This window comes from Bacillus sp. FSL R10-2201 (assembly GCF_038008665.1).
Taxonomy (GTDB): domain Bacteria; phylum Bacillota; class Bacilli; order Bacillales; family Bacillaceae_G; genus Bacillus_A; species Bacillus_A mycoides.
The window spans coordinates 4,422,399-4,440,658 of sequence record NZ_JBBOZP010000001.1 but is presented as its reverse complement, the minus strand read 5'-3'; the positions used below and the strand labels follow the sequence as shown (position 1 = coordinate 4,440,658).

Below are 18,260 nucleotides of genomic sequence, written 5' to 3'. Positions count from 1 at the left end.
TTTTTGTATGCTATTATAAGAATGAATAACTTATATATATAAGTTAAAGGGGGCAGTAAAATGAAAACAGAAAAAGAAAAGATGATACAAGGGGAAATGTACATACCGGCTGATCCAGTTTTAGTAAAGGACAGGGAGCAAGCTCGTATATTAACGAGAAAATTAAATGAAACACCAGAAGTAAAGCTAGAAGAACGTAGTGCAATCGTAAAAGAATTATTCGGAACGACTGGAGATAACATTCATCTTGAATCTTCTTTTAGATGTGATTACGGTTATAACATTCACGTTGGTGAAAACTTTTACGCAAACTTTGACTGTACGATTTTAGACGTATGCCCAGTTACAATCGGAGTGAACTGTATGTTAGCTCCAGGTGTTCACATTTATACAGCAACGCATCCGCTTGATCCAGTAGAGCGCATAAGCGGATCAGAGTACGGAAAACCAGTTACAATTGGCGATAACGTATGGATTGGCGGAAGAGCGATTATTAATCCGGGCGTAACAATTGGAGATAATGCTGTCATCGCATCTGGCGCTGTTGTAACGAAAGATGTGCCAGATAATGTAGTAGTTGGCGGGAATCCTGCGAGAATCATAAAAAAAATAAAATAATATTTGAACGAAGCGCCTTCCTCGTCTGTATACATTTATGAAAGAATAGATGAGGGAGGATTTTTATATGTCCAATAAATTGATGCTTACTTTTGCTTTAATTGGAATTATAGTTGTGTTTTCTTGTGGTATGTTATTACCTATACCAATTGGATTTAAAATTTCAATGATTACATTTGGGATTATTATGATTGTTATTTTTTCAATCCTTATTCCGTTTGATAAGAAGTATATTGTACGAAAAAATGGAAATAAAATTGATTTTACAAAAACAAAAATATATTTTCGTTGGAATGTATTTGATACAATTTCGGTCTGTCTTGCAGTGTATGCATGTATATGTGTGCTAGCGTTAAATATTTTAGTTTCAACCGGCCATACGATTCAAAACCCATATATTCAATTTTTTACGAATCAGTCACAAGCATGGGTCATTGTCGCAAGTGCATATTTAATTTCCCGTATTTCATTAACGTTAAAAGGAATAAAGGAGATCAAAAAAAATGGCGCAGATTGGGATTGAGGAGGAGCTCATGCTTGCGTACCAAAATGGAGATAAGCAAGCTGGAGAAAAACTATATGTTTTAATCAAACCAGCGCTATATACATTTTTGTATCGATTTAATCGTGATGAGCAACTGAGTATAGATCTCGTTCAAGATACGTTTTTGACTCTAGAGCGTAAGAAACATATGTATGAAACCCGAAAAGGAAAAATTAAAACGTATTTATTTCAAATCGGTTACCGTCTTATGATTAATAAATTAAATAGAAGAAAAAAGTGGCGTTCGCTCTTACCGTTTTTAGTACCAATGCAAGAGGTAGAGTTTTCCCACGAAGACCGGCTTACGGTAAGAGAAGCAATTTTGAAAGTTCCTGAAGAACAGCGAGCGGTCCTGATTCTTTCTTATTATCATGATATGCAGCAAAAAGAAATTGCAGAGGTACTGGATATTCCTGTTGGAACAGTGAAGTCGAGACTTCATAACGGGATAAAGAAATTAAAACAATTGCTGGAGGTGGATGAAATTGAACGAAAATCCCTTTAAGAATGAATATAAATTAAAGCAGCATTTAGATAGCGATCATGTAGAAATACCGGATTTTCCAAAAACGGTAAGCCGCTTCGAGCGATTTCTTGGATTTCTTGCTTCTCCAGCGAAAGATCCTGTGGAAGCGACGATTGGGAATGATTTATCGGTTGTGTTTCATGTGTCGTTATTAGTTGGTGTTCCAGTTATTTCTCTTATTACGATATTCCTTGCGACTTTATAAAGGATTGGTAGGGAAAGAACTCATACCTCTATTTGACACGCCTATATAAATGATGGTATAAAGAAAAGTATATGAATAATTGAGCGTGGAAAGGGAGAAGTAGTGATCATTTCCCTGTTTTAGAGAGCTGATGGTCGGTGGAAATCAGCACATAGATGATCGCGAATTACGCCCCTAGAGCATCTTTTTTCGATTGAAGTGTATTCAAAAGGGAAAAGACGGTGCTAAGCCGTTATGTAAATAAGGTGGTAGGCTTTTTTTGCCTGCAACTAGGGTGGTAACGCGATAATCAAAATCGTCCCTTATTTAAGGGGCGATTTTTTTATGTTTTCAACCTTCACGCCAGTAATGAACTTAAAGGAGAGTATGTAGGATATGGGTATTTTACAAGATCTTGAATTTCGCGGTTTAATTAATCAGCAAACAGATGCTGAGGGACTTGAGCAATTATTAGAAAAAGAAAGCGTTAAATTATACTGTGGTTTCGACCCGACAGCGGATAGCTTACACATCGGTCATATGTTACCAGTATTAATGTTACGTCGTTTCCAATTAGCTGGTCACCAACCAATTGCACTTGTTGGCGGTGGTACTGGCATGATCGGTGACCCAAGTGGTAAAAAAGCAGAGCGTACATTAAATACGAAAGATACAGTTGCTTACTACACAGAAAGCATTAAAAACCAACTTTCAAACTTCTTAGAGTTTGAAAACGTGGACAACCCAGCAACAATGGCTAACAACTATGATTGGCTTGGTAACTTAGATGTAATTTCATTCTTACGCGATATCGGTAAAAACTTCGGTTTAAACTATATGTTAGCAAAAGATACAGTAGCATCTCGTTTAGATACTGGTATTTCATTCACTGAGTTTAGTTATATGATTTTACAATCATACGACTTCTTAAACTTATACCAAAACCATAATTGCCGTCTACAAATCGGTGGTAGTGACCAATGGGGTAACATTACAGCTGGTCTTGAATTAATCCGTAAATCAGAAGAAGATGCGAAAGCGTTCGGTTTAACAATTCCACTAGTTACAAAATCTGACGGTACGAAGTTTGGTAAAACAGAAGGCGGCGCAATTTGGTTAGACCCAGAGAAAACAACTCCTTACGAGTTCTACCAATTCTGGATTAACACAGATGACCGCGACGTTGTTAAATACTTAAAATACTTCACATTCTTATCTCATGAAGAAATTCTTGAGCTTGAAAAGCAAGTAACTGAAGCACCAGAAAAACGTGCAGCACAAAAATCATTAGGATCTGAAATGACAAAACTTGTTCATGGCGAAGAAGCGTTAGAGCAAGCAATTAAAATTTCAGCTGCATTATTCAGTGGCTCTGTAGCAGAACTTACTGCAAGCGAAATCGAGCAAGGATTCAAAGACGTACCATCTGTAGAACGTACTGCAGAAGATACAGTATTAATCGACTTACTTGTAGAAAGCAAAATTTCACCATCTAAACGTCAAGCACGTGAAGATGTAACGAACGGTGCAATCTACGTAAACGGTGAGCGTACACAAGCGTTAGACTACGTTGTAACAGAAAACGACCGCATCGAAGGTAAATTTACAATCATTCGCCGCGGTAAGAAGAAATATTTCTTAATTCGTTACTAATCAGAAACGAATTTAAAACAAATAGTACCCCGAATGGTAGGCTGAAAAGTCTATCGTTCGGGGTTTTTATGTATGCATTTAAATTGCCTCATGATTTCTTTTAAATAGAATATGAAGAATTAATACGAGCATGTAAAGTAAGCTAATTAGCATAACGACAAATGCCCCGGGATAAAATTTTGCCGCATATATAAAGAAATCGATTTGATAAATATCGTCATAATGTGAAACGTACCCTTTAAAATAATTCGTAAACTTAGCGCTATATTTCCATTCATCAGGATTATCTATTAAATTACTCCCTTGATACCAACTCATAAGTGCTGAAGTAATAAACAGCATAAATGCACTGCCTAACTGAACCATTTGGTTTATTGTCAAAAAAAACACCCCCATTTTATGGTTATTATAACGTGATAATTTGCCTTAATAAACTATTCTGTAGATAAAATATAGTTAGCAATCCTGTAACCTTTTTGTTGTAATCTCCTTTTCGAGTTCATACGGAAATCACATGTAAGCGATATGATAAACGTATAACAAATAGAAAGGAGTGGTAAAACAAAATGTCACTAGAAGCGCTCATTATTTTTTCTTTGCTAAACGCTGGTCAGCTTGCAGAGCATTCGAAGGTTGATTTACATAAAGAGCAGAAAGATGCTTATGTATATGTTCAAAAAGAGGAAAATAAATAATTTTAATATATAAATAAAAGCTACCAGAGAGAACGTTTTAGTTTCTTTGGTAGCTTTTTCTATTGAGATATAATTTGGAAGTAATGAAAAAAGGAGTAGTCTGAAAATGAAATGATTATATGTTTAAGGAAATAAGTATAACAGCATGTAATGAAGATGGATTATAAAATTTTGCACAATAAACGGAGCTAGTATTAAAGAGAATCCAATCGTTGGAATGAATAAAAGAGAAGTAAGGACGATTATCCATAACTCATGAAAAAACTTCCTTGAAGTATCTTACTATACATACGATATTTATATAAATAAAAAAAGCCCAGGCCCCTTGATAAACAAGGTTCCTAAGGCTTTTAATAATACTCTTTGCAGAGTACCGAGATTAACGAGAGTAGAACTCTACGATTAATGCTTCGTTGATTTCAGCTGCTAACTCAGAACGCTCAGCGTGACGAGTGTAAGTAGCTTCTAACTTATCAGCATCGAAAGTTAAGTATTCTGGTACGAAGTTGTTAACTTCGATCGCTTCTTTAACAACAACAAGGCTGTTAGATTTTTCGCGAACGCTGATAGTTTGGTTAGGTTTAACGCGGTAAGATGGGATATCTACGCGAGCGCCATCAACCGTGATGTGACCGTGGTTTACTAATTGGCGAGCTGCACGACGAGTGCGAGCTAAGCCCATGCGGTAAACTAGGTTGTCAAGACGAGCTTCAAGAAGGATCATGAAGTTTTCGCCGTGCTTACCAGGCATTTTACCTGCTTGGTCAAATGTGCGACGGAATTGACGCTCAGTCATGCCGTACATGTGACGAAGTTTTTGTTTCTCTTGTAATTGTAAACCGTATTCTGAAAGTTTCTTACGTTGGTTAGGACCGTGAGGACCTGGTGCGTAAGGGCGTTTTTCTAATTCTTTTCCTGTGCCGCTTAGAGAGATTCCAAGACGACGAGACAGTTTCCATGCTGGACCTGTATAACGAGCCATAGTTGACTCCTCCTTTAAAAATGTTTTTATTTTCGTAAAATAAAAACAGACGTAATCGATATTTACGGGTATTTTGTTTTCATGTACCTTCGCTCCAGCAGCAGGGAGTTACGAGATACACCTCCGCAGAGGAACAAAATACAAACGATAAACTCACATTACAAGGCTGCCTTTTTATTTTACACAAACGCTATTATATCTTTTACTTACAGTTTCGTCAAGAGACTCCCTTTTTGTTTTATGCAGATAAATTTTGGAAATTAACAAGAAGGAATTTAAAACAATATAAAAGAAAAGATAGAAACACAAATAAAACGCTTACATAAAATGTAGTAAAAACGTTCATCAGATTTTTCCTGGTGGATATGTGGCAATAAAGACATAAGGGGGATGTTTTTATGAAAAAGAAACATATAGAGACAGCATTAATTCATCATGGATATGAATCAAATGAAAATAAAGGGAGTTTAACACCACCTTTATTTCAAACTTCTACATTTACGTTTGAGACAGCACAGCAAGGGGAAGCGAGTTTTGCGGGAGAAGATCCATCTTATATTTATTCAAGGCTTGGGAATCCAACTGTGAAATTATTTGAAGAACGTATGGCTGTTTTAGAAGGTGGAGAGGAAGCGCTGGCGTTCGGTTCAGGTATGGCAGCCATTTCAGCAACGTTAATCGGTTTTCTAAAGGCTGGAGATCATATTATTTGTTCAAATGGATTATATGGATGTACGTACGGTTTTTTAGAAGTATTAGAAGAGAAATTTATGATTACTCATTCGTTTTGTGATATGGAGACAGAGACTGATATTGAAAATAAAATTCGTCCAAATACAAAGCTCATTTTCGTTGAAACACCGATTAATCCAACGATGAAATTAATTGATTTAGAAAAGGTGATCGGGGTAGCGAAGCGCAATGATTTGCTTGTTATTGTTGATAATACGTTTTGTTCACCTTATTTACAAAGACCTCTTGAACTTGGTTGTGACGCCGTCGTCCATAGTGCGACAAAATATATTGGTGGTCACGGGGATGTTGTAGCGGGTGTAACAATTTGTAGAACGAAAACGTTAGCTGACAAAATCCGTCCGATGCGAAAAGATATCGGCGGTATTATGGCGCCGTTTGACGCGTGGTTATTGTTACGCGGATTAAAAACATTAGCAGTAAGAATGGATCGTCATTGTGATAATGCGGAAAAAATTGTATCGTTTTTGAAAAATCATGAAGCAGTAGAAGGTGTTTGGTATCCGGAGGGAGAATTAGCATCTCGGCAAATGAAACGAGGTGGGGGCGTTATTTCTTTTTCAATTAAAGGTGGAAAAGAGGAAACACAGTCGTTTATCAATGACCTCCATTTTATTACAATTGCCGTAAGTTTAGGTGATACAGAAACGTTAATTCAGCATCCAGCGACGATGACACATGCAGCTATTCCGGCTGAACTAAGAAAAGAAATGGGTATTTTTGATAATTTAATACGCCTATCTGTCGGCTTAGAATCATGGGAAGATATCGTTTCTGATTTAGAACAGGCACTAAAGAAGATATCTACTGTTAGTAATCAATAAAATGAAACTTTAATCAGTGGGGGTTTTGTCCATCCCCCGCTGATTATTAGCCCTCACCAATCGGGCTTTTACGGGCAGTTATCTCCCACCTAACTTCCTTGTATTCACCGAATTTACTGCTCGTTAATGCGGGATAAAAAAGAGTGAGCTATCGGTTTCGTACGTTACGTACGTAATCGATAGCTCACTCTTTTCTTTATTAAATATGTTTTAGGAGTGTTTCCACAAACTTTTCTAAATAGTGCTGATCTACTTCATCGAAACGATTTTTTTCAGGACTATCAATATCAAGCACACCAATGATATTTCCTTCTTTTATAATCGGTACAACGATTTCAGAATTAGAGGCACTATCGCAAGCGATATGTCCTGGGAATTGGTGAACATCTGCTACAAGTTGCGTTGTTTTTGTTTCAGCTGCAACGCCGCAAACACCACGTCCGAACGGAATACGCACGCAAGCTGGCATCCCTTGGAATGGTCCAAGAACAAGCTGATTTCCTTCTGTTACATAAAAGCCAACCCAATTAACGCGATCTAAAAATTGATTTAATAGTGCGGACGCATTTGATAAGTTTGCGACTACGTTCGGTTCGCCAGTTAATAATGCATCCAGTTGTTTAATTACTGTCTCATATTGCTCTTCACGAGATCCTGCATAACTTTCTTTTGTAAACATGGAAACAACTCCCTTTTTAGCGAGATATGTAAAACGATAGCAAAATACGATGTATTTCACATGACTTTGTCGATAGAAAATTAAAGGAATTTGTCTTAAAAGTCAAGAAATTTAAACTATAGCTGTTCATTGAGAGGAAGTGAGCGCATGAAACAGACGAAACAAAAAGTAATTGATGCGGCAATATCGTTGTTTAACACGAAAGGTTATGATGGAACGTCGGTGCGAGAAATTGCAAAGCGAGCGGATGTGAATGTAGCGAATATTTCATATTATTTTGCTGGAAAGCAAGGGTTATTAGAACAGCTTATTACTGATTTTTTAGAAGGATATATTCACGTAATTGAAACGTCATTTGAACAGAGAGAATATTTATCGGCTAAAGATGTGATGGTGCAAATGGTGCGCGGGATTTTACGATATCAATTTGATAATAGAGAACTGACACGTTTTTTTTATAGAGAGCTTTCGCTTGATACGACATTAATTCGTGAAGTGATGACCGTTTATTTTTCTAGAGAAAGATATTATATAGAGCAAATCATTAAACAAGGACAAATGAAGCAAGAATTTAAAAAGGTATCTTTTACAATGTTTATGACGCAATTAAAAGGCATGATGAATATGCCGTTTTTATATCCACAATATATATCAGAGGTGCTACACTCATTTCCGTCTGAGACGTTTTTCTTAGAAATGTATACGAAGGAAATTGAGCAATGGATGGAACGAACATTATATAAAGCGAGTATGTATTATGAACTACCAAGAGCTGTTCATATGTGAAAAATCCCCACCTAACGAACTGAGGTGGGGATTTTTATATGTTGTTTTCTTTGCCATAAATTGTTGCATACTAGCGCAATAATTGTTAATGAGGCAACGGCAATTTCTATGTTATCGACAGTATAACTTTGAAACATAGAACCGATAAGTGCAAATACAGGAACTAAATTCATAAATAATATGCCGTTAATAGATGAAATATATCGATTTCCCGTGTTCCAGCAAAATACAGTGATACCCCCCGCAACAATCGACATATAAAGGAGTTCAAAACGAACGCTCATAACGGTATGTAGTGACGGTACAGAAATTATATTTGTACCGAGTTTAGCGGCTCATTACATATCAAAGTGTAAAGACTTATTAGAGGATACATATGAAATAGAATGGAAAATTGAGCATATGAAAGTATTAATAGAGTTATTTAAAGAGTGAAAAGTTGAAGCGATGTTCATCGATTCAGTAGTAGAAGGCGCTACATATATATAAGAAATGCGGGAAGAAAAAATCGTTTGTGCTGTTTCAAATGATCATCCGTATAGAGTGAAAAAGGTAATCCGAATGGAAGAGTTGCAAAATGAACAGCTAATTGTATACCCAGAAATATGTGATGTAAGGAAAATGATTATGAATGTGTTTCAATGTATGGGCGCGAAACCAATAATTGCGGTTGAAACATCTTATGCAGAACCGATGATTGCGATGGTAGGAGCTGGACTTGGTATAACATTGCTTCCGGAAACCGCTTTACAGTAAGCCGTAATGCAAGGTAACGTACGTGCGATTTCTGTAGAACCACCACTAATGCGAAAGATTTATTTCGTCTCTCATATGAAAGAGAGCTCGTTATCCTGCATTAACTGCCCGTAAAAGTCTTACCTTTATTGCATTCATTTGAGGACGGATAATGGAATAAGTGGAATATTAAGAAATATTACAATCACATGTAAAGAAACATGAAATTTTAAAAAAAACTAGGTCAAAAACACGTCATTACATGGTATGATTAGAACATTGTTAGTTGTTAAATATAGGGGAATTCCCTTTTTATACATAATGCCTTCCATTTCATAAACGGAACGGACAAAAAAAGAGATATAACTAGGAGGCTTTTTTGCATGGATTCTATCCTGACGATCGTTATCATTGTAGTAAGCTCTATTCTAGTGCTGCTCATGATAGAGCTTGTGATAAGAAATCGTTCATATAAAGATATTGAAGCACTGGAGCAGTGGAAACAAGAGATAAAAGATAAACCTGTGGCAGATGAACTAAAGCGGGTAAAAGATTTAAATATGACAGGTCAAACGGAAGAGCTGTTTGGTAAATGGCGTGAAGAGTGGGATGAAATTGTATCAACAACTCTTCCGAAAGCTGAAAAAGATTTAGGGCAAGCGCGAAAATTCGCCTCGCAATTCTCCTTCCGCAAAGCAAAGCATGCGATGAAAGAATCCATAAGTGGTTTAGATGACGCTGATAATCGTATTACAGACATTTTAAATGAATTACAGCAACTGTTAGAAAGCCATGAGAAAAATAGCGCGGAAATTGAAGGGTTACGTGATACATATCGTAGTATGAAAAAGAGCGTTCTTGCTCATCGACACATGTATGGAGCAGCTGAGCAAAAAATTGAAGAGATGTTAGATGTTGAATCCGAGAAGTTCAAAACTTTTGAAGAGGCAACAGATAATGGTGATTATTTAAAAGCGAGAGAAATTGTTATTAGTTTAGAAGAAGGTTTAGCAAGTTTAGAAATCGTTATTCATCAAATTCCGGATTTATTGGTAGAGTGTCAAGCGACATTACCAGTTCAGCTGGAAGATTTATTACAAGGTCATGATGATATGATAAGACAAGGCTATGTATTAGAGTATTTGGAAATCCCTAAAGAAGTCCGCGATATGACGACACAACTACACACATGTTTAATGGATATACAGGAACTTCATATAACAGAAGCAGCAGAAAAAGTAGAGAACTTAAAAACTCGTTTAGACAGTTTTTATGATCAACTTGAACAAGAAGTGCATGCGAAACATTATGTGGAGCAAAAAACACTGTCTGTTTATGAAGATTTAGAAGAAATTCGTACAGAAACAATTGAAACGAAAATAGAAACACAACTTGTGAAACAAAGTTATCAATTACAAGACAAAGATATTGAGTCACAAAAAGTAATTGAAAAGCAAATGCATATTTTAATGAAACGTTTTGAAGTGTTACAAATACGCGTTGCTGAACAAGATATTGCATTCTCTATTATTCGTGAGGAACTAGAAGAGGTTTATGAGCAATGTGAAACTTTAAAAGTACTTCATGCAGAATATAAAGAAATGCTGCAAACGATGCGCAAAGAAGAATTTGAAGCACGTGAGAAGTTACAAGAAATGCGAAATACAATTTTTGAGACGAAACGTTTTATGCAAAAGTCGAATTTACCAGGTCTTCCAGAGAGTATTATGGAAGATTTACAAAAAGGGCAAATGGCGATGCAGGCTGTATATGAGCAATTAGAAGTAAAGCCGTTAAATATGAATACTGTAAATAGCAGTTTAGAAGAAGCATACACAGTTGTGAATGGTGTATCTGAAATGACAGAAGAATTAATTGGACAAGCTTATTTAGTTGAAAAACTAATTCAATACGGTAACCGATACCGCAGTCATGATGAGAATCTTGCAGAAAGCTTAAATTATGCGGAGAAATTATTCCGTGAATATCAATACGATGCAGCTTTAGAACAAGCGGCTTCTATATTAGAGCAACTTGAACCTGGTGTTGTTCAAAAAATAGCTGAATATGTAGACAATGAGCAAACCCTTTAATAAAGGGTTTGTTTTTTTGTGTAATTTTGAAGTCGATGTTGCTATAATGAATAGCGGAATACAGTAAGGTTGTTCGTTTCAAAATAAAGTGAAACTTTAATCAGTGGGAGGGGGCCATCCCCCCCACTGATTATTAGTTGAACCAATCGGGCATTTACGGGCAGTGGATTTCCCACCTAACTTCTTTGCTCCAGCTGAATTTTGAGGTGGGAGTCTTACTGCCCGTTAATGCGGGATAAAGTGAAACCATAAGTGATGGGGTTTCATCCACCACTGATTATTAATCTTCACCACTCAGTATGCCTGCAAATGGCCGGGGGAAATGTACACTTTTATATAAAAACGGAACCTTTGAGTAGTCTTAGCGTAATTACACGTATTTGTGATATGATTATATGATGTGATAGCGCTGAAAGGGGAAGAACGATGATCTATTTTGATAATAGTGCGACGACGAAGCCATATCCAGAAGCGCTTCAATCGTACGTAACGGTTGCAGGGAAATATTTTGGTAATCCTTCTTCTATCCACTCGCTTGGAGGAGAGGCAGAGCGTCTATTAACACAATCGAGAACGATTGCGGCACAGCTCCTTCACGTTAAACCTTCTGAAATTATTTTCACATCAGGTGGAACGGAAGGGAATAACCTTGCGATTAAAGGGATAGCGATGAGGAATCGTTCGCGCGGCAAACATATCATTACAACAAATATTGAACACGCGTCTGTGTTTGAAGCATATAAACAATTAGAAGATCTCGGTTTTGATGTAACGTATTTACCGGTTAACGAGCACGGTGTTGTATCGGTAGAAGATCTAAAACGAGCACTTCGTGAAGATACGATTCTTGTGTCAATTATTCACGTGAACAACGAGACTGGAGCGATTCAGCCCGTTGCTGAAATTGGAACATTATTAACGAACTATCCGAAAATAAGATTCCACGTGGACCATGTACAAGGGATAGGAAAAGTACCACTTGATTTATACGCTTCTCATATTGACCTTTGTTCAATATCTGGACATAAATTTCATAGCGTAAAGGGGACAGGTCTTCTTTACGTACGTGATGGTGTAAGATTAGATCCAATCTTATCAGGTGGTCAACAAGAGCTCAAGTATCGTTCAGGTACAGAAAATTTACCTGGTATTGTAGCGATGGTGAAAGCACTTCGTATGACGATGGAACAAGTGAAAGAAAAGATAGTTCATTTGCAAAATTTACAAACAGAGCTGGTCCGTTTCTTTAAAGAGATGGAAACTGTAACGATTAATACATCACTTGAATATGCGGCACCGCACATTTTAAATGTATCATTTGTCGGTTTAAAACCAGAAGTAGTCGTTCATGCTTTAGAAGAGCATGGTGTATATGTATCGACGAAGTCTGCTTGTTCTTCAAAAGCAAATGAAGTGAGCAGAGTACTAGTGGCAATGGGAGTACCGCACGCCGCAGCTACAAGTGCGATTCGCATTAGTCTAGCACCAGACAACACGATGGAAGAAGTAAAACAATTTGAAGGTATTGTTAAAGAGACGATGCCAAAATTATATGAAGTGATGAGGTAAAGAAATATGATGACATATGAATATATTTTAGTTCGTTATGGAGAAATGACGACAAAAGGAAAGAACCGTTCTAAGTTTGTAAGTACGTTAAAAGATAATGTGAAATTCAAATTAAAAAAATTCCCAAACATTAAAATTGATGCAACACATGATCGTATGTACATTCAGTTAAATGGTGAAGACCATGAAGCAATTTCTGAAAGATTGAAAGATGTATTTGGTATTCATAAGTTTAACTTAGCAATGAAAGTACCATCAGAATTAGAAGATATTAAAAAAGGTGCATTAGCAGCTTTCTTACAAGTAAAAGGTGATGTGAAAACATTTAAAATTACAGTGCACCGCTCTGATAAGCGCTTCCCAATGAAGACAATGGAGTTACTTCCAGAAATCGGTGGGCACATTTTAGGAAATACAGAGGATATCACAGTAGATGTTCATAATCCAGATGTGAATGTACGTATAGAAATTCGCAGTGGTTACAGCTATATTATGTGTGGTGAGCACATGGGAGCTGGCGGTTTACCAGTTGGTGTTGGCGGAAAAGTAATGGTACTTCTTTCTGGTGGTATCGATAGCCCGGTAGCAACTTACTTAACGATGAAACGCGGCGTATCTGTGGAAGCAGTTCACTTCCATAGTCCACCTTTCACAAGCGAGCGCGCGAAACAAAAAGTAATCGATTTAGCACAAGAGTTAACGAAATACTGTAAACGTGTAACACTTCACCTTGTTCCATTTACTGAAGTGCAAAAAACGATTAATAAAGAAATTCCATCTAGCTATTCTATGACAGTTATGCGTCGTATGATGATGCGTATTACAGAGCGTATTGCAGAGGAGCGTAATGCACTTGCAATTACGACTGGTGAAAGTCTTGGACAAGTAGCGAGCCAAACGTTAGATAGTATGCATACGATTAACGAAGTGACAAACTATCCTGTTATTCGTCCGCTTATTACGATGGATAAATTAGAAATTATTAAAATTGCAAAAGAAATTGGAACGTATGATATTTCAATTCGTCCATATGAAGACTGCTGTACAGTATTTACACCAGCAAGTCCATCGACGAAACCGAAGCGTGAGAAAGCAAATCGTTTTGAAGCGAAGTACGATTTCGCGCCGTTAATTGAAGAGGCTGTAGAGAACAAAGAAACAATGGTATTACAAACAGTAGAAGTAGTGGCTGAAGAAGAAAAATTCGAAGAACTTTTCTAAACCCATAAATTACCACATTCAAATGTGCATGAAGTCATGTTGTTTATCACACTCTATACTCACAAGGAGGTGATACAACATGGCAAGCACAAATAAATTAGCAGTATCTGGTGCTCAAGCAGCATTAGATCAAATGAAATACGAAATCGCTCAAGAGTTTGGTGTTCAACTTGGAGCTGATGCAACATCTCGCGCTAACGGATCTGTTGGTGGCGAAATTACTAAACGTCTAGTTTCACTAGCTGAGCAACAATTAGGCGGTTACCAAAAATAATCCCATATACGATGGCTTAGAAAGAGCGGGTTCTCCCGCTCTTTCTTTTTGTCGTTTTCGTCGTTATTTGCCGGTGAATCGTTATATTAAAAACATCGTCGCTATACATTCATACATCATTTCGACATAAATATAAAAAAATTGTCAAAAGAAGAGGGTTCAAAATTTACTGAAAATTCTTTATTATATAAGGGAGGCATAGAAATAAAGGAGGATGTTATATGAAGAGAGAGGAATTGTTAGCGCCGCCGTCTTATAATTTAGTTTCGGAAATAGAGAAATATACGAGTGATAAAGAGAAGCTTGCTTTAATTTGGCAAGATGATAAAGGGAATAGACGAGAGATTACATATTTTGAATTAATGCAAGGTGCGAATAAAATTGGAAACGCTTTTATAAAAAGTGGCTTACAAAAAGGGGACAAGCTCCTTATTATGATGCCGCGCTTAATTGAAGCTTACATGACGTATATTGCTGCGATTAAAGCAGGATTTGTCGTTATTCCAAGCTCAGAAATGTTGCGTAAAAAAGATATTGAGTACCGTATTGGGCACGGAGAAGTGAAAGCAATTGTAAGTTACGAACCGTATATTGGACAATTCGACGGCGTAGAAGCGGTGGAATCTCTTCAAAAATTCGTTTTGAGCGAGCGTTCAGTAGATGGATGGACGAATTTAAAAACAGCATTAGAAACGGAAAGTGATACGTTAGAAATGGCGAAGACGGATAAAGAAGATATGGTCTTTTTATCTTATACGTCAGGGACGACAGGAAATCCAAAAGGAGTTGTTCATACGCATGCATGGGCATACGCTCATTTACGTACAAGCGCCCCGAACTGGCTCGGAATCGAAGAAGAAGATGTTGTATGGGCAACGGCTAGTCCAGGTTGGCAAAAATGGATTTGGAGCCCGTTTGTAGCGACTCTCGGTTCAGGTGCAACAGGATTTGTATACAATGGTAAGTTTGAACCAAAAACGTATTTAAATTTATTAGGCGATAATAAGGTGAATGTGCTTTGTTGTACGCCGACTGAGTATAGATTAATGGCAAAGGTAGAAAATTTAAGTGAGTACAATTTAGAAGCGTTACATAGCGCTGTATCAGCTGGTGAGCCGTTAAACAGGGAAGTTATTGAAACGTTCCAAAGGCATTTTGATATTACGGTAAGAGACGGTTATGGGCAAACGGAAAACACATTACTCGTTGGGATAATGAAAGGGATGGACATTAGACCAGGATCAATGGGAAAACCGACGCCAGGAAACCATGTTGATATCGTAAATGAAGAAGGAACTCCTGTACAGGTAGGAGAAGTTGGTGATATTGCAGTTCACATTGAAACACCAGCACTCTTTAAACAATATTATAAAGACGATGAGCGCACAGCGATGCAATTCCGCGGTGATTATTATATTACCGGTGATAAAGCGAAAAAAGATGAAGAAGGCTATTTTTGGTTTGAAGGTCGCGGTGATGATATTATTATTAGCTCTGGTTATACAATCGGACCGTTTGAAGTCGAAGATGCACTTGTAAAACATCCATATGTAAGAGAATGTGCGGTTGTCGCAAGCCCTGATGAAATTCGCGGAAGTGTCGTGAAGGCATTTATCGTATTAAGAGAGAATATAGACAAGAACGAAGAAACATTAATTCCAGTGCTCCAACAACACGTCAAAGAATTGACTGCACCATATAAATACCCTCGCAAAATTGAATTTGTAGATGAACTACCAAAAACGATTTCCGGAAAAATTCGCCGTATTGAACTTAGAAAACAAGAAATGGAGCTTCCTTCAAAATAATTTTGAAAATAGGGAAGTAAATAGTTGAATGAAATGTAAAACGATGATATTATAAAAACGAACATAAGTTCGATTTTATAAATTAAAAAAAGAGGTGTCCGTATGATTTTAGGTATTAATCCGTACTTAGTTTTAGATGGTAGTGGGCAAGAGGCTGTACAGTTTTACAAAGAGGCGTTAGACGCAAAAGTAGAAGTAATGCAAACTTTTGGTGACATGCCTGAAAATCCAGAATACCCAATTCCAGCTGAAGCGAAAGAGCGCGTTTTACATGCTACTTTAAAAGTTGGTAATACGGACCTTATGATTTCTGATACATTCCCAGGTCAAGGGCATGCAATCGGATCTCAAGTAACAATCGCAATTCAAATTAATAATGCAGAAAAAGCGAAAGAAGTATTTGATAAGTTACAAGAAGGTGGAGAAGTTATTATGCCACTTCAAGAAACTTTCTGGAGCCCAGCTTACGGACAAGTAAAAGATAAATTTAGCATTGAATGGCAAATTACAACGAATCCTACTGAACAAAATTAATTTTTGGAAAAGTACCATTTTTAATCGAAATGGTGCTTTTTTTATACGAATGAATTTCGTAGACTAAAGGGAAAAGGGGGATGAGTATATGGGAGAAATTTGGTATGGCGGCACCATTTACACTATGCGAGAAGAGAATGAAAAAGTAGAAGCTATTTACGTTGAAAATGGCGTCATTGTTCATATAGGGAATAAAGAAGAGTTAGAAAACCGATATTCAGAAGTGAAGTTATATGACTTAAAAGGGAAAACGATGATTCCAGGGCTGGTTGATAGCCATATGCATCTTATTGGGCATGGGGAGAGGTTGCTTCGTCTAGATCTATCAAATTGCAAATCTTATAGCGAAGTACTTACTCTTGTTCAGAAGCGCGTAGAAGAAGCGCCAAAAGGATCTTGGATTATCGGAGAAGGATGGAATGAAAATAATTTTACAGATACAAAACAAGTTCATGTACGTGATTTAGATGAAATCTCTAAAGAACATCCGATTTTATTAAAGCGCGTTTGTCGTCACGTGACATGGGTGAATTCATACATATTGCAAGAAGCGAACATAACAGAAGCGACGCAAGATCCAAAGGGCGGAAAAATTGGCCGTGATGCGTCAAATAATTTAACAGGACTTTTATATGAGCAAGGACAAGAGTTAATTAAACATGTTCAGCCCGAAATAGATGGAGTGTATTTGCAAAGTGCTCTGCAAACAGCGATTTCAGACTGCTGGCAATACGGACTCGTTGGCGGACATACGGAAGACTTAAATTATTATGGCGGCTTTCAAAAAACGTACAATGCGTTTTCACACGTTATAAAAGAAATGCGGTTTAAAGCGCATTTACTCGTTCACCATGAAGTAGCGAATGAACGAAAAGAATATGAAAATGAGCACTATATTGAATTTGGTGCGATGAAAATTTTTTCTGACGGCTCTTTTGGCGGAAGAACAGCTTTATTAAGTGAACCGTATGAAGATGCGAAGGAAACAAATGGAGTTGCCATTTTCTCACGTGAAGAGCTTGCAGGTTTAGTGAAAAAAGCACGAGATTTACATATGCCAGTTGCGATTCATACAATTGGTGATTTATCGCTTGAATATGTCATTGATGCGCTTGAATTACATCCACCAGCAGAAGGATTACGTGACCGTATTATTCATTGTCAGCTAGCTCGTGAAGAGTTGATTGAAAGAATGAAACAATTGCCAGCTATTATTGATATTCAACCAGTCTTTGTTTCATCGGATTTTCCATCAGTGATTGAAAAACTAGGAGAACGCCGTCTTCGTTATGCGTATGCTTGGAAGACGTTACTGGATGCAGGATTACACTGTAATGGAGGCTCTGATGCTCCAATTGAACAAGTGAATCCGTTTTTAGGTATATATAGTGCTGTTACACGTAGAAGTTTTATTGATGGTGTATGTTATATCCCAGAAGAAAGATTAACGGTATATGAGGCTGTTTCTTTATTTACAACAGGAAGTGCGTATGCAATTGGAAAAGAAGGAAAGCGAGGACAAATTACAAAAGGATATGAAGCAGACTTTACGATATTAGACCGCAATATTTTTGAAATTGAGGCGGAAGAAATAAAAGAAGTACAGGCAGAAATGACCGTCATTGATGGGAAGATTGTTTATAGAAAAGACGTCTAAAAATTTGAGGGAGCGGCTCCGAAAATACATGTTGGTGATGCTTCCTCTTTTTAGATAGGCTGATGATGTCGTAAATTGATATTTTGGGTAAAATCGTTGATATATTTTGACTTGTGATAGATACA

Annotated in this window: 18 protein-coding genes, 2 pseudogenes and 1 other annotated feature; of the genes and pseudogenes, 16 read left to right on the top strand and 4 right to left on the bottom strand. The window is 37.1% G+C overall.

Going from position 1 to position 18,260, the window contains the following annotated elements; genetic code table 11:
• Nucleotides 1-60 precede the first annotated feature (60 nt).
• The 5 genes from NSQ69_RS22960 to tyrS all read left to right on the top strand — a co-directional run bounded on the left by NSQ69_RS22960 (nucleotide 61) and on the right by tyrS (nucleotide 3,525).
• Nucleotides 61-618: a maltose acetyltransferase domain-containing protein gene (locus NSQ69_RS22960; RefSeq protein ID WP_002129424.1), complete on the top strand. Its 558-nt coding sequence runs from the start codon at nucleotides 61-63 to the stop codon at nucleotides 616-618.
• Between the two features lie 67 nt (nucleotides 619-685).
• Complete coding sequence (locus tag NSQ69_RS22955; protein WP_002129423.1) at nucleotides 686-1,141, top strand: hypothetical protein; 456 nt, start codon at nucleotides 686-688, stop codon at nucleotides 1,139-1,141.
• Nucleotides 1,122-1,667 (top strand): RNA polymerase sigma factor, encoded by a 546-nt coding sequence (locus NSQ69_RS22950; protein WP_002129421.1) that lies wholly within the window; start codon nucleotides 1,122-1,124, stop codon nucleotides 1,665-1,667. Before NSQ69_RS22955 ends, NSQ69_RS22950 begins: the two co-directional genes overlap by 20 nt.
• A complete protein-coding gene (locus NSQ69_RS22945; RefSeq protein ID WP_002129419.1) occupies nucleotides 1,648-1,893 on the top strand; it encodes a hypothetical protein in 246 nt (81 codons plus the stop codon). Before NSQ69_RS22950 ends, NSQ69_RS22945 begins: the two co-directional genes overlap by 20 nt.
• 77 nt (nucleotides 1,894-1,970) lie before the next feature.
• Nucleotides 1,971-2,199, top strand: a binding site (T-box leader).
• A 69-nt stretch (nucleotides 2,200-2,268) separates the two neighbouring features.
• The gene (gene tyrS, locus NSQ69_RS22940) at nucleotides 2,269-3,525 is read left to right on the top strand and encodes a tyrosine--tRNA ligase (protein WP_002015575.1); all 1,257 of its coding nucleotides are present in this window, start codon (nucleotides 2,269-2,271) and stop codon (nucleotides 3,523-3,525) included.
• 78 nt (nucleotides 3,526-3,603) lie between these two features.
• On the opposite strand, the gene NSQ69_RS22935 is transcribed toward tyrS, so the two are convergent.
• Complete coding sequence (locus NSQ69_RS22935; protein WP_002167568.1) at nucleotides 3,604-3,906, bottom strand: YjdJ family protein; 303 nt, start codon at nucleotides 3,904-3,906, stop codon at nucleotides 3,604-3,606.
• 185 nt (nucleotides 3,907-4,091) lie between these two features.
• Here NSQ69_RS22935 and NSQ69_RS22930 point away from each other — a divergent pair, with 185 nt between their 5' ends.
• Nucleotides 4,092-4,220 carry a transporter gene (locus tag NSQ69_RS22930; RefSeq protein ID WP_341099702.1) on the top strand — a complete coding sequence of 43 codons (129 nt, stop codon included), beginning with the start codon at nucleotides 4,092-4,094 and terminating at the stop codon, nucleotides 4,218-4,220.
• 379 nt (nucleotides 4,221-4,599) lie between these two features.
• Here the strand turns inward: NSQ69_RS22930 and rpsD are convergent, their stop codons facing one another.
• A complete protein-coding gene (rpsD, locus tag NSQ69_RS22925) occupies nucleotides 4,600-5,202 on the bottom strand; it encodes a 30S ribosomal protein S4 (RefSeq protein ID WP_002015568.1) in 603 nt (200 codons plus the stop codon).
• A 398-nt stretch (nucleotides 5,203-5,600) separates the two neighbouring features.
• Here rpsD and megL point away from each other — a divergent pair, with 398 nt between their 5' ends.
• Nucleotides 5,601-6,779: a methionine gamma-lyase gene (gene megL / locus NSQ69_RS22920; protein ID WP_002015566.1), complete on the top strand. Its 1,179-nt coding sequence runs from the start codon at nucleotides 5,601-5,603 to the stop codon at nucleotides 6,777-6,779.
• A gap of 199 nt (nucleotides 6,780-6,978) precedes the next feature.
• On the opposite strand, the gene NSQ69_RS22915 is transcribed toward megL, so the two are convergent.
• Entirely contained in the window at nucleotides 6,979-7,458 is a 480-nt protein-coding gene (locus NSQ69_RS22915) for a GAF domain-containing protein (protein ID WP_002129416.1), read from the bottom strand.
• 147 nt (nucleotides 7,459-7,605) lie between these two features.
• Here NSQ69_RS22915 and refZ point away from each other — a divergent pair, with 147 nt between their 5' ends.
• Entirely contained in the window at nucleotides 7,606-8,244 is a 639-nt protein-coding gene (gene refZ, locus NSQ69_RS22910) for a forespore capture DNA-binding protein RefZ (RefSeq protein WP_002088994.1), read from the top strand.
• An 11-nt stretch (nucleotides 8,245-8,255) separates the two neighbouring features.
• On the opposite strand, the pseudogene NSQ69_RS22905 reads toward refZ, so the two are convergent.
• Nucleotides 8,256-8,564, bottom strand: a pseudogene (locus tag NSQ69_RS22905) (EamA family transporter); the annotation flags it as partial.
• On the opposite strand from NSQ69_RS22905, the pseudogene NSQ69_RS22900 reads away from it, so the two are divergent.
• The 8 genes and pseudogenes from NSQ69_RS22900 to NSQ69_RS22865 all read left to right on the top strand — a co-directional run.
• Nucleotides 8,563-9,114, top strand: a pseudogene (locus NSQ69_RS22900) (LysR family transcriptional regulator substrate-binding protein); the annotation flags it as partial. The pseudogenes NSQ69_RS22905 and NSQ69_RS22900 sit on opposite strands and share 2 nt — an antisense overlap.
• Nucleotides 9,115-9,362: 248 nt before the next feature.
• The gene (ezrA, locus tag NSQ69_RS22895; protein WP_002129414.1) at nucleotides 9,363-11,072 is read left to right on the top strand and encodes a septation ring formation regulator EzrA; all 1,710 of its coding nucleotides are present in this window, start codon (nucleotides 9,363-9,365) and stop codon (nucleotides 11,070-11,072) included.
• Between the two features lie 426 nt (nucleotides 11,073-11,498).
• Nucleotides 11,499-12,641, top strand: coding sequence for a cysteine desulfurase family protein (locus tag NSQ69_RS22890; protein WP_002167571.1), 1,143 nt, complete (start codon nucleotides 11,499-11,501; stop codon nucleotides 12,639-12,641).
• 6 nt (nucleotides 12,642-12,647) lie between these two features.
• A complete protein-coding gene (gene thiI / locus NSQ69_RS22885) occupies nucleotides 12,648-13,862 on the top strand; it encodes a tRNA uracil 4-sulfurtransferase ThiI (RefSeq protein ID WP_003191812.1) in 1,215 nt (404 codons plus the stop codon).
• A gap of 79 nt (nucleotides 13,863-13,941) precedes the next feature.
• Nucleotides 13,942-14,136 (top strand): alpha/beta-type small acid-soluble spore protein, encoded by a 195-nt coding sequence (locus tag NSQ69_RS22880; RefSeq protein WP_000168891.1) that lies wholly within the window; start codon nucleotides 13,942-13,944, stop codon nucleotides 14,134-14,136.
• 221 nt (nucleotides 14,137-14,357) lie between these two features.
• Complete coding sequence (mbcS, locus tag NSQ69_RS22875) at nucleotides 14,358-15,944, top strand: acyl-CoA synthetase MbcS (RefSeq protein ID WP_002167572.1); 1,587 nt, start codon at nucleotides 14,358-14,360, stop codon at nucleotides 15,942-15,944.
• Between the two features lie 102 nt (nucleotides 15,945-16,046).
• The gene (locus NSQ69_RS22870; protein WP_002190882.1) at nucleotides 16,047-16,478 is read left to right on the top strand and encodes a VOC family protein; all 432 of its coding nucleotides are present in this window, start codon (nucleotides 16,047-16,049) and stop codon (nucleotides 16,476-16,478) included.
• Nucleotides 16,479-16,566: 88 nt separating this feature from the next.
• Nucleotides 16,567-18,135: an amidohydrolase gene (locus NSQ69_RS22865; RefSeq protein WP_341099696.1), complete on the top strand. Its 1,569-nt coding sequence runs from the start codon at nucleotides 16,567-16,569 to the stop codon at nucleotides 18,133-18,135.
• The last annotated feature ends 125 nt before the right edge of the window (nucleotides 18,136-18,260 follow it).

Bases quoted from the DNA above. Each gene is read 5' to 3' on its own strand.
- NSQ69_RS22930 (WP_341099702.1), top strand. From the start codon at position 4,092: ATGTCACTAGAAGCGCTCATTATTTTTTCTTTGCTAAACGCTGGTCAG.
- mbcS (WP_002167572.1), top strand. From the start codon at position 14,358: ATGAAGAGAGAGGAATTGTTAGCGCCGCCGTCTTATAATTTAGTTTCG.
- megL (WP_002015566.1), top strand. From the start codon at position 5,601: ATGAAAAAGAAACATATAGAGACAGCATTAATTCATCATGGATATGAA.
- rpsD (WP_002015568.1), bottom strand. From the start codon at position 5,202: ATGGCTCGTTATACAGGTCCAGCATGGAAACTGTCTCGTCGTCTTGGA.
- thiI (WP_003191812.1), top strand. From the start codon at position 12,648: ATGATGACATATGAATATATTTTAGTTCGTTATGGAGAAATGACGACA.
- NSQ69_RS22915 (WP_002129416.1), bottom strand. From the start codon at position 7,458: ATGTTTACAAAAGAAAGTTATGCAGGATCTCGTGAAGAGCAATATGAG.
- NSQ69_RS22865 (WP_341099696.1), top strand. From the start codon at position 16,567: ATGGGAGAAATTTGGTATGGCGGCACCATTTACACTATGCGAGAAGAG.
- NSQ69_RS22870 (WP_002190882.1), top strand. From the start codon at position 16,047: ATGATTTTAGGTATTAATCCGTACTTAGTTTTAGATGGTAGTGGGCAA.
- NSQ69_RS22880 (WP_000168891.1), top strand. From the start codon at position 13,942: ATGGCAAGCACAAATAAATTAGCAGTATCTGGTGCTCAAGCAGCATTA.
- refZ (WP_002088994.1), top strand. From the start codon at position 7,606: ATGAAACAGACGAAACAAAAAGTAATTGATGCGGCAATATCGTTGTTT.
- NSQ69_RS22955 (WP_002129423.1), top strand. From the start codon at position 686: ATGTCCAATAAATTGATGCTTACTTTTGCTTTAATTGGAATTATAGTT.
- tyrS (WP_002015575.1), top strand. From the start codon at position 2,269: ATGGGTATTTTACAAGATCTTGAATTTCGCGGTTTAATTAATCAGCAA.
- ezrA (WP_002129414.1), top strand. From the start codon at position 9,363: ATGGATTCTATCCTGACGATCGTTATCATTGTAGTAAGCTCTATTCTA.
- NSQ69_RS22950 (WP_002129421.1), top strand. From the start codon at position 1,122: ATGGCGCAGATTGGGATTGAGGAGGAGCTCATGCTTGCGTACCAAAAT.
- NSQ69_RS22960 (WP_002129424.1), top strand. From the start codon at position 61: ATGAAAACAGAAAAAGAAAAGATGATACAAGGGGAAATGTACATACCG.
- NSQ69_RS22890 (WP_002167571.1), top strand. From the start codon at position 11,499: ATGATCTATTTTGATAATAGTGCGACGACGAAGCCATATCCAGAAGCG.